The sequence below is a fragment of the Longitalea arenae genome, from assembly GCF_016924755.1.
In the GTDB taxonomy this organism is placed as follows: domain Bacteria; phylum Bacteroidota; class Bacteroidia; order Chitinophagales; family Chitinophagaceae; genus Niastella; species Niastella arenae.
In genome coordinates, this window is sequence record NZ_JAFFJX010000001.1 from 1 (window position 1) to 15,299 (window position 15,299).

The following is a 15,299-nucleotide window of genomic DNA, read 5'->3' on the forward strand; positions in this document are numbered from 1 at the left end:
TAAAGAATGCCTATGATATGTATATGAAGCTCGCCGACATCTTCCGTTACTGCACCTGTAAAGAGCAGGCGTTTAAACGATTGGCCTTATGGTTCAATGAGGTTGAAGATGCAGGAATTGAATCTTTTAGAGCCGTGTACCGCTCCATTGAAACTCACTACGAAAGTATATTGAATTACTTTAATAACAGAAGTACCAACGCTTCTGCCGAATCCTTCAATGCAAAAATTAAAGCCTTTAGATCTTCTGCACGGGGAGTTCGGGACATTAATTTCTTCCTATTCAGACTCCAGAAAATCTATGCTTAACTACCTCATCCCCCAAAAATTTGACTTGACCCATAAAAAATCAATTCTCCTCAATTTTTGTGATCTAAATAATATAAAAAGGCAAAAATTGCCGATTTCAGGCCGGAAAATATGACTTTCCACATGCCGGTTTTAAAAAAACTGACAATTACACGTAGGAAACAGATATTTTAAAAATGATTATTTGTTGCCCTTTAAGGAACTTGCTTTATATCATAAAATCATTGTCCTTCTTCCTTCATTACTTATCTTGCCGCAAAGAGGTGTTATGGCTTTTTCTACCGATACATCCAATGTACTTTTTCAACTGGCTGTTCGGTTTGTGAATCAAACAAACCGCCACCTTTTCCTGACCGGAAAAGCGGGCACCGGCAAAACCACTTTTTTAAAATATATCCGCGATAATACCTTTAAAAAACTGGCCGTAGTGGCGCCTACCGGCGTGGCGGCCATCAATGCCGGCGGTGTCACCTTACACTCTTTTTTTCAGCTCCCTCATGGCTCTTTTATTCCCGTTCATCAAAGCGGCTGGAACAGCAACAGTTCCTTTAACACCCCGCATACCCTGTTGACCAACCTGCGGCTGAACAACGACAAAAAACGGCTGCTGCAGGAACTGGAACTACTCATCATCGACGAGGTGAGTATGTTGCGGGCCGATATTCTCGACGAGATCGATTGCATCCTGCGCCATGTAAGAAGAAAGCAGTGGGAGCCTTTCGGCGGCGTGCAGATGCTTTATATCGGCGACCTGTTTCAATTGCCTCCGGTAACTAAAAGCGAAGAATGGGATGTTTTACGGCAATATTACCGCAGTCCCTTCTTTTTTGAAGCGCAGGCCCTGCAGCAAAAACCACCCTTGTACCTGGAACTGAAAAAGATCTACCGCCAGCATGAACAGGAGTTTATCAGTGTGTTGAATAATATCCGGAACAATACAACGACCGACGAAGACCTGAACCTGCTGCATAAACACTACCTGCCCGGTTACGAAAGGGCAGAAAATGAAAATTACATCACCCTTACCACCCATAACGCGAGGGCGGATACGATCAACCAGCAACAGCTGAACAGGCTGCCTGGTGAATTGATCGAATTTCGCGCCGAAGTGAGCGGTGATTTCAATGAGCGGGCTTTTCCCGCCGACCAGCTATTGCCATTGAAAGCAGGCGCCCAGATCATGTTCATAAAGAATGATAAGGGTGAATCAAGAAGATTTTTCAATGGCAAAATTGCCACCGTGTCCCGTATTGCCGGTGAAGAAATATATGTCAGGCTGGAGGGCGATGAACATGAGATGCTGCTGGAAAAAGAAACCTGGCAGAACATCCGCTACCAGTATAATAATGAAGAAGATAAAATAGAAGAGGAGGAGGTGGGTTCTTTTAAACAGTATCCCATCCGGCTGGCCTGGGCCATCACCATTCACAAAAGCCAGGGCCTTACATTTGAAAAAGCGATCATCGATGCCGGGGCATCCTTTGCGCCCGGACAGGTATATGTTGCGCTTAGCCGCCTGACCTCCCTGAGCGGACTGGTACTTTATTCCCGCATTCATCCCGGCAGTATCAATACCGATGAACGGGTGCTTGCGTTCACCCGGCTTGAAAGAGAAGAAGACCAGTTGGCACAGGAATTACAGCGTGAGCAGGAAATATTCTTAACCCGCTCCCTGGTGTTAACTTTTGACTGGCTAAAGCTGGCCGAAGGAATGCAAATGCATTTTGAAGGGTACGAAAGCAGGCAAATCCCCGATAAAAACACCTGCGTGTTATGGGCCAAAGAGCTATTGGACGCCGTGTTAAAACAGCAGGAAATGGCCGATAAATTCACGCGGCAACTGGAGCAGTTGTTGCCCAGGGCCCCGGAGGACGGCTATCAGTTCCTTCAGCAACGGGTTATGGCAGGAAGCGCTTACTTTTTACAGGCTATGGATGTCATGGAAACTTCCATCAAAGACCATATAGCCGCTATTAAAGTAAAACCCAAGGCAAAAAAATATGTTTCTACCCTGCAGCAGCTGCTGCTGTTGCCACAGCGAAAAAAACAGCAATTACAACAGGCCCTGCAAATCATTGATGGATTGGTAAAAGGGGTTAAAGCAGCGGATCTGTTAGCGCAGGTAGAAGAAAATAAAAGATCGGAAAACATACAAACAATAGCAGAGGCGGAATCAAAACCTGTCAAAGCCCAAAGAGGCGAATCGAACCGCATAAGTCTGCAATTGTTTAAGGAAGGTAAGGATCTGAGGGAAATAGCAGCCATCCGGAATCTGGCCCCATCTACGATCGAAGGTCACCTGATACCGTTTATAAGCACCGGAGAGATTGATATTAAGGATATGGTGGCAGCCGATAAATTAGCTGTTATACTTCAGGCCGTAGAAGCATTGAATGGTGAGAACATTACGTTGACACCGCTCAAGGAAAAACTGGGTGATGCTTTTTCTTATACTGAAATAAAAGCGGCTTTATCGTACCGCGATTGGTTACAGGTGAGTAAAGCCGCAGATTAACGGTAATAATAATTTAGCTATGGCACAAACGGATCTGTCGCCCCAGGAAAAAAAAGTAGCCGATAAAGTGGTCATTCTTTCTAAAGAACTGATCATCCTGCTCATTGTTTTTACCGTTAGCCTCCTGCTGTTTTTGTTTATTGCTTACCGGGTTTTTTATCTCGATAAAACCGGCGCCGATGAAAGGGCCTTTGCTTTTGCTCATTCCCTGGTCAATGATAATATGACCCGGTTAATGGAGTTCATAACTTTCTTTGGTTCCCATTACTTTTTGATACCTGCCAATCTTCTTTTATGCTTTTATTTCCTGATCCGGAAAAGAGGACGGTACTCTATCAAGGTGAGCGCTATTGCGCTCAGCAGTGTGCTCATCATGCTGGGACTGAAATTATTATTTAACCGCCATCGCCCCCTGATCCCCTTACTGGAACCAGCGCGCGGACTGAGTTTTCCCAGCGGCCATGCTTTCATGAGCGTATGTTTTTATGGCTTGCTGATGATCATCATCTGGCGGGAAGAAAGGCCCAAACCGGTATTGAAATGGACACTATTAATCTTGGTGATCGCATTGCTCCTGGGCATAGGTTTTAGCCGCATCTATTTGCGGGTACACTATTTTACAGACGTGATCGCCGGCTTTTGCATTGGTTCAACCTGGTTATTTCTCAGCTCTTTCCTCATTGATCAGATCAGACCCACGGGTTTGAAAAAAGCATGAACAAGGCCGGGGATCAGGTTTTATTGATCACCGGTTTCGGAGCTACCTTGCGCGTCCAGCGGGAGATCTCGGTTTGATTGAATAAAAGGATCAGGATGCCATTCTGCAATCTGTAGCTGTTTGTACGCAACAGGTTTTCCAGGAATGCTTTTTCATTATAGCCAATGCAGGCCATTTTAGTAGTAACGATCCGCTGATTGAATTGCAGGGTAGAATCGGTAAAGTCAAAACTCCCGTTCATATTGTTGCAACCGGTATTACCGGTAAACCGCTTGGTTTCCAGGTTAAATTCCAGCCGGGGAATTTTACCGGTAGCTGTATCGGATGCCAGCACGGGTTGCAGAAACCACAATCCGCCCAGTTTGGTAGTATCCGGTTGCGACTGTGGCGCTTGTGCAATAGCAGTATCTTTTTTTTCGGCTTTTGTACTGTCGTAGGTGGGTAAATTATTGCCAGGGGAGCCATTACAAGACAGTACCCAAATGCTTAATAGTAAGGTAAACGGTCTCATATAACAGTTACCTTAAAAAATAATGCCACCCGGGATTGCTGATTTCGGGATTTTGAGATTTTGAGATTTGTTATGATGCAGCCTCAACTAAAATCTCAAAATCCAGAAATCCCAAAATCTCGAAATCAATTCAGTGAAGGATCTCTAAAAGTATTGCCCTGGCTCAGGTCGCCGGTTTCAAACCCTTTTTTAAACCAGTACATCCGCTGGGCAGAAGTGCCGTGGGTAAACGATTCAGGTACAACCCTTCCCTGGGCCTGTTTTTGCAGGCGATCGTCGCCAATGGCATTGGCCGCATTCAGGGCTTCCTCGATATCATTTTCTTCAAGAATGTTCTTCATACGCTGCGCATGATGCGCCCATACCCCGGCCAGGAAATCGGCCTGCAATTCCAGCTTTACGGAATATTTATTGTATTCTTCCTCACTTAACTGCTGCCTTAACCGATGCATTTTATCGCTGGTGCCATTCAGTTTTTGAATATGGTGGCCCACTTCATGCGCAACCACATAGGCCATGGCAAAATCGCCGGGTGCATGTAAATGGTTTTGCATATCTTCAAAGAAGGACAGGTCGATATATACTTTTTGATCGCCGGGGCAATAGAAAGGTCCGGTGGCTGATCCTGCCATTCCGCAGGCGCTTTGTACCGATTGTCTGAAAAGGACCAGGGTAGGTTCCACATATGATTCGCCCGATGCTGAGAATAATTTGTTCCACACATCTTCCGTATCCGCCAGCACTACTTTTATAAAGCTCGCTCTTTCATCATCCAGTTTCTGTTCTTCCGCACTCATTTCCTGGGCCGGCCCCTGTTGTGGCAGTGCCTGGGGAATTTCAGCAGCGTCTCCACCCAGAAACAGCTTCACTAAAAGGACAATAACGCCGATAATACCACCGCCTACAGCCAGACCGCCGCCTGAAAAGCCCCTGCGGTCTTCAACATTTGAGCTTTCGCGCCGTCCGATCCATTTCATAATAACTATTTTAAGATGCAAAAATAGGTAGCTGGCCTATCACAAAAAATTTTGTGCCTTCCTGCTTTGGGCGCTTATTTGAGGTGTTTCAATAACACGCGGAAGAGCTCATCGGGGTTGAATGGCTTTACGACAATATCGGTGAGTCCGGCACTTGCTACATCCTTTTCTACTTCGGCAGGCAAACTGGCGGTCAATGCAATGACCGGTAAGCTAAGGCCGCGGGCACGTAAGCGGCGGGTAGCCTCGAAGCCATCCATAACAGGCATGTTCAGGTCCATTAAAACAATGCGGTATTTGCCCGGCAGGATCTTCTCCAGTGCTTCTTCTCCATTCGTGGCTACTTCTACCACAGCGCCGCTGCGTTCAAGCAATGACTGCGCTACCATGATATTAAAAGGATTGTCTTCCACCACTAAAATGGAAACATCCTGTAATTGTTTTTCGGGAACAACCGTTTTATGGTCAGCTATATCAACACCTGCCGGTTCATCGCTGAGCGCAAAGGTCTGGGTAAAATAAAAAACAGACCCTTTTCCCGGCTCACTGCTCAGGTTCAATGTAACGCCCTGTAGCTCCAGGATGCGTTTGGTAATGGCCAATCCGAGGCCGGTTCCTCCATAACTACGGGAGGTGGATGAATCGGCCTGGGTAAACCGGTCAAAGATCAACTGCTGCTTTTCCGGTGCGATGCCAATACCGGTATCAGCAACCATAAAAGTCAGCGTTATCTTGTCTTCGGTTATTTTCTCTGCATGGATCGATAAATGCACAGAACCCACTTCGGTGAACTTGATGGCGTTTTGTACCAGGTTAAAGATCACCTGCGAGGTACGGGTAGGGTCGCCAATAATTTTCCGGGTGATCTGGCTATCGACCGCTGCATTTAAAGTGATCTTTTTTTCAACGGCCTTGCTGCCAAGGCCACCTGTAATATGCTGCGCAATACTGCCGATATCCATGGGGATCATTTCAAAATTCACCTTGCCGGCTTCAATCTTATTATAATCGAGAATATCGTTTACGATCGACAGCAGATTATTGGCAGAAAACAACAATACATTCAGGTTCTTTTCCTGGTCTTTGCGGGGTGTATTCCGCAACAAGATGTGCGCCATACCGATCACCACGTTCAATGGCGTTCGTATCTCGTGCGACATGGTGCTAAGGAATTCCGTTTTGGCGTTCAAGCCCTGCTTTGCTTCATTGGCCGCTTTGCGAAGCGCATAGGCAAAGCGGTGGGAGAGTACCAGCGATTGTAAAAAGAAGAATAAGACGTAGCCGGTAAATACGATCCACTTTTCAGTATGGAGCATCTGAAAATAATGCAGATTGATGATCAGGAACACCAACAACATAACACCACAGCTCATGAGTGCAAACACTGCGCCCACCCTTTTGTACTTAACAGCCCTGATGCAGGAATAAAATGCGAAGCCGATATACAGGAACATCACGACGAGGAATGGCACTATGCCTTTGGTAAAGATCCAGGGGGGCGTTACCAGGATAACCAATGCATAGAACAGGCAGATATACACCACCGCATCCACGATGAAGCGGTTTGCATCTTTCGGGTATACACTTTGAAAATAACGGGAGAACAGGGCTACACCGAGAATAAGACTTAAATATTCGAGACGAATGGTCAGAAACCAGCTCAGGTTGGGAAAAACGGAATGTAAGACATACAGGCTTGTACCAACCATACGGTAACTGTACACTATACAGAAAAGCGAAAAATAAAGAATGGCTTTATCGCGGCTGCCAAATGCATAAAACCCGAAAAAGAACAAGCCGCCCATGAGCAAACAGCCGGCCAGCAGCAGGTCATAGGCTTTGTCGCGCTGCAGGCTTAAAAAAAGTTTCCTGCTTTCGCCGATAACCGGTTGTTTGTAGGTACCGCCTTTCGTATGCCAGAAATTGGCAACCTGTAACAGCACATGCAATGTATCAGCAGCAGCAGGAAGATTGACAGTTTGCGTACTCCAGAAAGGAATGGCGTTTCGCGCAGATGTATCCGGCCGGCCATTGAATAACAGCAGTGAATCGTTAATGAACATCCTGTAGGAACAGTAAACATCCGGCATCAGCAATGCCAGTTGGGGCCGCTTTTCAGGCAATAGAATGGTGAGCGCATAGGTGGCATAGCCTTCCACGGGTAAGTGTTGGCCATGCAGCTGAACGGTATTCCAAAGCGAAGGATAGTTTATAAGATCTGGCGCCGTGGACAATGGATCACCCGGCTGCAATAAGCGATGCCAGTAAAACTGCCATTCACCGACTAAAGAGATCTGCTGGTCCTGTAAATTCACCGCACGAAGATCGAGCACACCGTTGCGGGCAGCTACTCTGCTCAATGGTTTATCCTTTGCCAGGCAAACAGGCAAACAGCCGTAGACAAGAAGGGCAGTCAACAAAAGCCATCTGACGTGTTTCATACAACCGGTTCGGGCATTTTCTACAGGGTGAGTTTACACAAACGCATCCTACCTGGAAAAATGATCGACAGGCAGACAAATTATCACATTCATGGGGATTAGAGAAATTATGGCCGGCTTTGTTGATTAAAATTAAATATGATCGAATATTTCTTAGGTAAAATCACTTAAAACGATAACCGCAGGACATATTCATAAATGCAAAAGAAAAGGGCTGCCTGCGGTGAGGACAGCCCTGAACTATTCTGATAAGAACTTTTATGATTTTTTAGGCTCCAGCAGTTTGAAGAACTGATCGAGCTGAGGCAGGATCACGATCCTTGTTCTGCGGTTAGCGGCACGGCCGGCAGGCGTATCGTTTGGCGCTACCGGTAAATATTCACCGCGGCCTGCAGCTGCGATATGCGCGGGGTTCAACCCGTATTGGTTTTGCAATACACGTACGACAGCAGTGGCGCGGTGCACGCTCAGATCCCAGTTGTCGAGCAGAACGCCTTTGGCAAATTTTACGTTATCGGTGTGGCCTTCCACCATGAATTCGATATCGGGTTGGTTCTGTAATACCTTGGCTACTTTACCGAGCACTTCAGTTGCTTTGGGTGTTATTACATAACTACCGCTGTTGAATAACAGTTTATCGGAGATGTCGATATATACCACACCTTTGTCAACTTTGATATTGATATCTTCATCGGCCAGGTTACCTATGGCGCCTTTCAGGTTCATCACCAGGGCCATATTTAAAGAATCCTTACGCGCCATAGAAGCTTGCAGGTCCTGGATATAGGCGTCTTTTGCACCAATGTTCTCCAGTGATTTCTTAATGCTTTCGGCCTGTGAAGATGAAATAACTGACAGGTCCTGCAGTTGTTTCAAAGCCTGCGTATTGTTCTCTTTTAAGAATTCGTTTTGTTTTTTGAGGCTGGCGATCTCATTTTCCAGGGCTGATTTGTTACGGGCGTATTCAGCTTTTGCGTCTTCGCAGCTTTTCAGGTCACCCTGCAGTTTCGTATAATTACCACTCAGCTCATTGTACTTTGCTACTTCACCTTTATATTTTTTTGAGCTGACACAGGAAAAAAGCAACAGCGAAGAAAGCCCTGTAAATAACACCTGTTTACATTTCATATTGTATGTTGTTTTAATTGTTACCCAGACCCTCACTATCCATTCACTTTCCGGCCACCCATAAGCAAGGATTGTGCCTGGCAGCCGCAAAGGTATTGATCAAAACAATTATCCCCCTTTCTTATTTAAATAAAGGCCGAATTTAAGATCGTTTTAATAAATTTTTTTACCTGACGCCGCTATTGCAGTCTGCGTTATAAGTATTTTTTTGGCCTCTGCAACCTTTGGGCGTGCAATACCAGTCATGTAAAGCTGCTTTAATAACTTCTGATGGCCGGTTAAACCGCGGCTCGAACAGCAAAAACGCGCAATACTAACGGAAGCTTATAGGCGTATATATCCTATCGTTCAACGCATTCATTCCGGAGGCGGATGACAAAATTGCCATTGAGGCCAGCTTTCATCCGAAAGCGCCGGTAAGCCTTTCAATATGCCTGACAGATGCGGAATGGTGAGCGCTCTAATGATCAGATTGTCATGCCATTGACCCTGAGCCGGGATATAAATGTAATTAATGATTATATAAGCCAAGCGGCACAAAAAATACCACTAAGTGGTATTGATTTGAATCAGGAATTATTGTCACTTTGTTAGCCCACATGGTTTCAGCCATTGCCTTTTCCTGAAGTAGTTTTCTTTAGAAATTTCATGTGGGTAACCCTGCTACGTCGCGCTGGCAGGGTTTTTTGTTGTTACCAGTTACCGGCGCCCGTTGCCAGGCGCCCGCTGAAATGTAAAAGTCTCCTATAAAAATCAGTGGTTTACAATTACGATGCTGCGTCAGCAATGATAACGTCTCCGATAATGAATGATTCCGAATTATAGGACGGGGCAACCGGAAACGGTAACCAAAATAATTAGTCCACAAATACTAAAATAATTAGTGTTGATAATATAATTTTCTCTACATTTGGCAATCGGTAAATTTGAAAGACTAAAAAAACAACCCATTATGGCAGATAATGAAAAAGCCAAAGCGCTAAAGCTTACTATAGATAAAATCGAGAAAGATTTTGGTAAGGGAAGTGTGATGATGATGAATGAGAAGTCGCAGGATCCCATTGAAGTGATCTCATCCGGCTCTATTGGCCTGGATACAGCCCTCGGAGTGGGCGGTTTACCAAAAGGCCGTATTGTTGAGATCTATGGACCTGAATCTTCCGGTAAAACAACCATCGCAATACATGTTATTGCGGAAGCACAGAAAAAAGGCGGCATGTGCGCCATCATCGATGCGGAACATGCTTTTGACAGCCTCTATGCTAAAAAACTCGGTGTAGACGTAGATAACCTGCTCATTTCGCAACCCGACTACGGTGAGCAAGCCCTTGAAATAGCCGACCGGCTGATCTTATCAGGCGCGCTCGATGTAGTAGTGATCGACTCGGTGGCTGCCCTGGTTCCAAAAGGCGAGCTGGAAGGTGAAATGGGTGACAGCAAAATGGGTTTACAAGCCCGTTTGATGTCACAAGCGCTGCGTAAGCTCACGGCCACTATTAATAAAACAAATACCATTTGCATTTTCATCAACCAGCTGCGCGAAAAGATCGGCGTTATGTTCGGTAACCCCGAAACCACTACTGGTGGTAACGCCCTGAAGTTCTACGCTTCGGTTCGACTGGATATTCGCCGTACCGCACAGATCAAGGACGGTGATGAAGCCATCGGGAACCGGGTTAAAGTAAAAGTGGTAAAAAATAAAGTAGCTCCTCCATTCCGCGCCGCAGAGTTTGATATCGTGTTCGGCGAAGGCATTTCAAAGACCGGTGAAATTCTCGATATGGGCGTGGAACTGGGTATCGTAAATAAAAGCGGAAGCTGGTTCAGCTATAACTCTGATAAACTCGGCCAGGGACGTGATGCGGTGAAGCAATTACTGATCGACAATCCTGAATTATCAAATGAAATTGAAACGAGGATCAGAGAAAAGATCAAAGAAATGCAACAATCGGCCTAATGTGAAAACCGGCTAAGAGGCTTTTCACATTTGCCCATTCAATTTGTTTCCAGGTTCAGTTGAATTTATATGGGTTAGTAAGTAGATCGTCCCGGCTTCACCGGGACGATTTTTTTTGCAAGAAACTATTAGGCTGAAATCTGATTTTCAACCCAGATCATTTCAAATTCGAAGGCCTAACAGATTTGAAACACCCCGTTTGCAATTGCAAACCATACCGTACAAATTTGAAACACCCCATTTGCAATTGCAAACCATACCGTACAAATTCAAAACACCCCGTTTGCAATTGCAAACCATACCGTACAAATTTGAAACACCCCGTTTGCAATTGCAAACCATACTGTACAAATTTGAAACACCCCGTTTGCAATTGCAAACCATACGGTACAAATTCAAAACACCCCATTTGCAATTGCAAACCATACCGTACAAATTCAAAACACCCTATTTGCAATTGCAAACAGCTCTACCCGGGAGATTTACCGGGTCTGTTCAATAAACGGTGTCAGTGCGATTTACGGTTGATTGATCCTGACTTCCAGGATAATAGCTAATGGTGCATAAACTTGTTTCTATCCATGTAGGGGCAGCCCAGGGCTCCATCACTCAGGGACGAAGGTGGTCGCATAGTGAAAGGCGTGTGTAATCTGGTGATATGGTCAGGACTGAGGAAAAGCGTTGGCCAAAACTGCAGTATTATGCTTCCCAGATATCGGGAAAGTACTTTTCCGGCGGGTAGATTTATGCGGAAGGTCCATAAAATAAAAAAGGGGTCTGAATAGAAATTCAACCCCGCTTTTAAAATCCAATATCCTATGAAAAACCGAGGTAAAAATAGTGGGGAATTCTGATATCTGCAATACCATTTTGTGGTAATAGTAAAAATACCAAGGTATTTGGGAGATTTAGTAGCTGTTTTTGCGTATAAATACAGACTTTATTTATGACTATAAAAGAAAGAAAATCAATAAAATACACAGGGTCATCTGCCTTACCGGCGATCCGCAGCCATACCGGTCAGGAAAGTTATTGACATTTTTGAAAATATGGGCGCAAAAGCTGCTAGCATCGGTTGAGCATAACCTGTATGATGCTTATGGCCTAGTTCTTCAACAGTTTTTCCTGGGTGATCAGGCCCGTCGTATGATTATTTATGCGTAGAAAATAAATGCCCTTTTCAAGTGTAGAAACATTAATGGTTTGTAATCCCTGCAAATTATTCATCCCGATCCTTTGTTTGCCGGTTGCGTCAAGCACCTGTACATCGAGCAGGGCTTCAGACCGTACTATTAATATATTATCTACCGGATTAGGATAAAAACGAAAAGAAATATCACCCGCTATCAATGCCTCTACCGCTTTCGAGAAAGCCAATTGCAAACCACTCTTACCCGAAAACCGAACCCTGTACAAACTGCGTCCCTTAGCCGGTGCATCATCTATCCATTCATTTTCGGGCTTAATGTCGCTTTGCTTCAATACCGCTACCACCTCATAACTGCGACCACCACTGCTTCTTTCGATAGTGGCAAACGTAAAGGTGGTATCTTCCGGCTGCTTCCAGTTTAAAACGACTTTAGCATTTTCACGAATGCTTACAGTAAGATCGGCAATATACGTGGAGGTATCAACAGGAAAATGATTGGCCAACGGTGATACCGTTGGTTCTTCCTGCGCTGTACATACGTGCACAAGCAGGCATAATAAATATACCAATACGCCTTTCTTCATGAACTTAATGGGTCAACTTTCAAGAACTTCACTATTAACAATTACTGTGCCCGAATGTGGAAAACGAAATTGCATGTAATAAAATTCAAGCAGAGCAGTTAAAGTTTTTCAAAAGTCAATTACCTTGTTCCCGATACATAAAACACAATCAAGAACACCAGTTTATGCTTAAAGTCAGAAAACTAAACGCCCGTAAACGAATTGCTTTGGTAGCACATGACAACAAGAAGAAAGACCTGATTGAATGGGCAGAGTTTAATAAGACTGTGTTGGCCCGGCACGAATTGATTGCTACCGGAACTACCGGTAAACTGCTTGAGAATGCCCTTGACCGTCCGGTAAAAGCCTTGCTCAGCGGGCCTTTGGGCGGCGATCAGCAGATAGGCGCCCTCATTGCCGGTGGCGATATAGACGTACTCATATTTTTTTGGGATCCCATGGAAGCACAACCCCACGATAGCGATGTAAAAGCTTTATTACGGGTAGCCATCGCCTGGAATTGTATTGTTGCCAACGACCGGGCTACAGCAGATTTTATTCTTACCTCACCGCTGATGATGGAAGAATATATGGTCAATATTCCCGATTACACAACCTACCTCAACCGGAAAATTTAACCTTGCTTTGGCGATCAGCCAACAACGCAACATTTATCCGATAAGTAAGATGACGTTTTGAGACAACGAAATATTGGTATTTGAGATTCAGTGATCCTGAGATTTTTTGTAACCCTGAATGTTGCCTAAATCCCAAAATGCCCAAATCTCAAAATCCCGAAATCAATTCAGGCCTGAACATTTAAAAGACGAAATCGTTTAATATAAATCCTGCTCTTTCCAAAGTACAACTTTAGAGAGGGCAAGGTGGTAAATTTGTACAGTTGGTTTTGTAGCTTTCCCTCAAAGCACGAAATTTACCAGTTCCTTACCTACATTATATTATGGCTTTTAAATTACATGCTCCATATCAACCAGCCGGCGACCAGCCGGAAGCTATCCGGCAGCTGGTGGCCGGACTGCAGGATGGTGAAAAGTATCAGACCCTGCTGGGGGTAACCGGCTCTGGTAAAACTTTTACCATCGCCAATGTTATTCAACAGGTGCAAAAACCCACCCTGGTGCTTACCCATAATAAAACCCTGGTGGCCCAGTTGTATGGGGAGTTCAAACAGTTCTTCCCGGAAAATGCAGTGGGCTATTTTGTTAGCTATTATGATTATTACCAGCCCGAGGCTTACATGCCCGTAAGCGATACCTATATTGAAAAGGACCTGAGTATCAACGAAGAATTGGACAAACTGCGCCTGCAGGCTACCACGGAACTGCTCAGTGGCCGCAGGGATATCATCGTAGTAGCGTCGGTAAGCTGTATCTATGGTATCGGTAACCCCGCCGAGTTTGAGAACGGCATTATCCGCATTCACCAGGGACAGGTCATTTCCCGCCAGGGTTTCCTGCATGCCCTCGTCAATTCACTGTACATGCGCAGCCAGGTGGATTTTAACCGCGGTAATTTCCGGGTGCAAGGCGATACCGTGGATATTAACCTGCCCTATGTTGATTTCGGGTACCGCATCACCTTCTTTGGCGATGAAATAGAAACCATCGAAAGCATTGATATAAAGACCAATAAGCGCATTGGGATGGTTGAGAATGCCGCCATTTTCCCGGCTAACCTCTACCTGGCGCCCAAGGATATGATACAGCAGATCCTGGCCGAGATCCAGGATGAATGCGCCGCCCAGGTGGCTTATTTTAAAAGTGTGGGCAAATTCATAGAAGCGCAGCGCCTTAGCGAACGGGTGAATTATGATGTGGAAATGATCCGCGAGCTGGGCTATTGTAATGGGGTAGAGAACTATTCCCGTTTCTTTGACCGCCGCTATCCCGGCACCCGGCCCTTCTGTTTGCTGGATTATTTCCCGAAAGATTTTCTATGCGTAATAGATGAAAGCCATCAAACGGTTCCACAGGTAAGTGGCATGTACGGTGGCGACAGAAGCCGTAAACTGGTACTGGTTGATTATGGTTTCCGCCTGCCATCAGCACTCGATAACCGGCCGCTGAACTTTCATGAATTTGAGTCTATGCTCAACCAAACCATCTTTGTTTCCGCCACTCCCGGCGATTACGAGCTGGAAAAGACCGATGGTATAGTCGTAGAACAGGTAGTAAGGCCTACCGGATTGCTGGATCCGCCCATCGAGATCCGCCCCAGCGTGAACCAGATCGATGACCTGCTCGACGAAATTGACAAACGCGTTAAAAAGGGCGACCGGGTACTGGTTACCACCCTCACCAAACGCATGGCGGAGGAAATGGACAAATACCTGCACCGCATCAATATAAAATCAAAATACATTCACAGTGAAGTAGATACGCTGGAACGTGTAGAGATATTACGTCAGCTGCGCCTGGGCGAAATTGATGTACTGGTAGGCGTAAACCTCCTGCGGGAAGGACTCGATCTGCCGGAAGTATCACTGGTAGCCATCCTCGATGCCGATAAAGAAGGTTTTCTGCGGAATGAGAAATCGCTGACCCAGACTGCCGGCCGCGCCGCCCGTAATGTTGACGGCCTCGTGATCTTTTATGCAGACAACATGACGGAAAGCATGCAGCGCACAATTGATGAAACCAACCGCCGCCGCGAAAAGCAGATCGCCCATAATACCCTGCATGGTATTGTGCCAAAGACAGTTAAAAAATCGCGTGACCAGGTGTTTGCCCAAACATCGGTGCTGGATATTAAAGGATATGATCCCGCGAATCCATATGCGATCGCGCCCAGTGAAGATCTGGTAACAACCGCAGCGGAAGAACAGGTCGTATATAAAACCATTCCACAAATGGAAAAAGCCATTGCCAAAACCAAAAAGGAAATGGAAAAAGCAGCGCGCGATCTCGATTTCATGGAAGCAGCCCGCTTACGCGATGAAATGTTCTCGCTGCAAAAACAATTGCAGGAAATGAAGGGCTAATATGCCGGTCAAAAAAAGAATGTATATAAC

Annotated in this window: 11 protein-coding genes; 6 read left to right on the forward strand and 5 right to left on the reverse strand. The window is 45.5% G+C overall.

The genetic code is table 11. The features are described from left to right. From JT717_RS00005 to JT717_RS00015, 3 genes are all read left to right on the forward strand, one after another. Positions 1-308: transposase (locus tag JT717_RS00005; RefSeq protein WP_205507948.1), on the forward strand; the 308-nt coding region annotated here is incomplete at its 5' end. Between the two features lie 268 nt (positions 309-576). Further along, positions 577-2,823, forward strand: coding sequence for a helix-turn-helix domain-containing protein (locus JT717_RS28715; RefSeq protein ID WP_205507949.1), 2,247 nt, complete (start codon positions 577-579; stop codon positions 2,821-2,823). A 19-nt stretch (positions 2,824-2,842) separates the two neighbouring features. Then, a complete protein-coding gene (locus JT717_RS00015) occupies positions 2,843-3,541 on the forward strand; it encodes a phosphatase PAP2 family protein (protein WP_205507951.1) in 699 nt (232 codons plus the stop codon). A gap of 13 nt (positions 3,542-3,554) precedes the next feature. Here the strand turns inward: JT717_RS00015 and JT717_RS00020 are convergent, their stop codons facing one another. The 4 genes from JT717_RS00020 to JT717_RS00035 all read right to left on the reverse strand — a co-directional run bounded on the left by JT717_RS00020 (position 3,555) and on the right by JT717_RS00035 (position 8,598). Beyond that, positions 3,555-4,052, reverse strand: a complete 498-nt coding sequence (locus JT717_RS00020; RefSeq protein ID WP_205507953.1) for an META domain-containing protein — start codon at positions 4,050-4,052, stop codon at positions 3,555-3,557. Positions 4,053-4,177: 125 nt separating this feature from the next. Then, on the reverse strand, positions 4,178-5,029 hold the full coding sequence (ypfJ, locus tag JT717_RS00025; protein WP_205507955.1) for a KPN_02809 family neutral zinc metallopeptidase: 852 nt from the start codon (positions 5,027-5,029) through the stop codon (positions 4,178-4,180). A gap of 74 nt (positions 5,030-5,103) precedes the next feature. Further along, positions 5,104-7,470 (reverse strand): ATP-binding protein, encoded by a 2,367-nt coding sequence (locus JT717_RS00030; protein WP_205507957.1) that lies wholly within the window; start codon positions 7,468-7,470, stop codon positions 5,104-5,106. 258 nt (positions 7,471-7,728) lie between these two features. After that, positions 7,729-8,598, reverse strand: coding sequence for an OmpA/MotB family protein (locus JT717_RS00035; protein ID WP_205507958.1), 870 nt, complete (start codon positions 8,596-8,598; stop codon positions 7,729-7,731). A 952-nt stretch (positions 8,599-9,550) separates the two neighbouring features. On the opposite strand from JT717_RS00035, the gene recA reads away from it, so the two are divergent. Next, a complete protein-coding gene (recA, locus tag JT717_RS00040) occupies positions 9,551-10,555 on the forward strand; it encodes a recombinase RecA (protein WP_205507959.1) in 1,005 nt (334 codons plus the stop codon). 1,104 nt (positions 10,556-11,659) lie between these two features. On the opposite strand, the gene JT717_RS00045 is transcribed toward recA, so the two are convergent. Then, on the reverse strand, positions 11,660-12,289 hold the full coding sequence (locus JT717_RS00045) for a T9SS type A sorting domain-containing protein (protein ID WP_205507960.1): 630 nt from the start codon (positions 12,287-12,289) through the stop codon (positions 11,660-11,662). A 164-nt stretch (positions 12,290-12,453) separates the two neighbouring features. Between JT717_RS00045 and JT717_RS00050 the strand changes: the two genes are divergently transcribed. Both JT717_RS00050 and uvrB read left to right on the forward strand, forming a co-directional pair. Further along, a complete protein-coding gene (locus JT717_RS00050; protein WP_205507961.1) occupies positions 12,454-12,906 on the forward strand; it encodes a methylglyoxal synthase in 453 nt (150 codons plus the stop codon). A 323-nt stretch (positions 12,907-13,229) separates the two neighbouring features. Further along, entirely contained in the window at positions 13,230-15,269 is a 2,040-nt protein-coding gene (uvrB, locus tag JT717_RS00055) for an excinuclease ABC subunit UvrB (protein ID WP_205507962.1), read from the forward strand. The last annotated feature ends 30 nt before the right edge of the window (positions 15,270-15,299 follow it).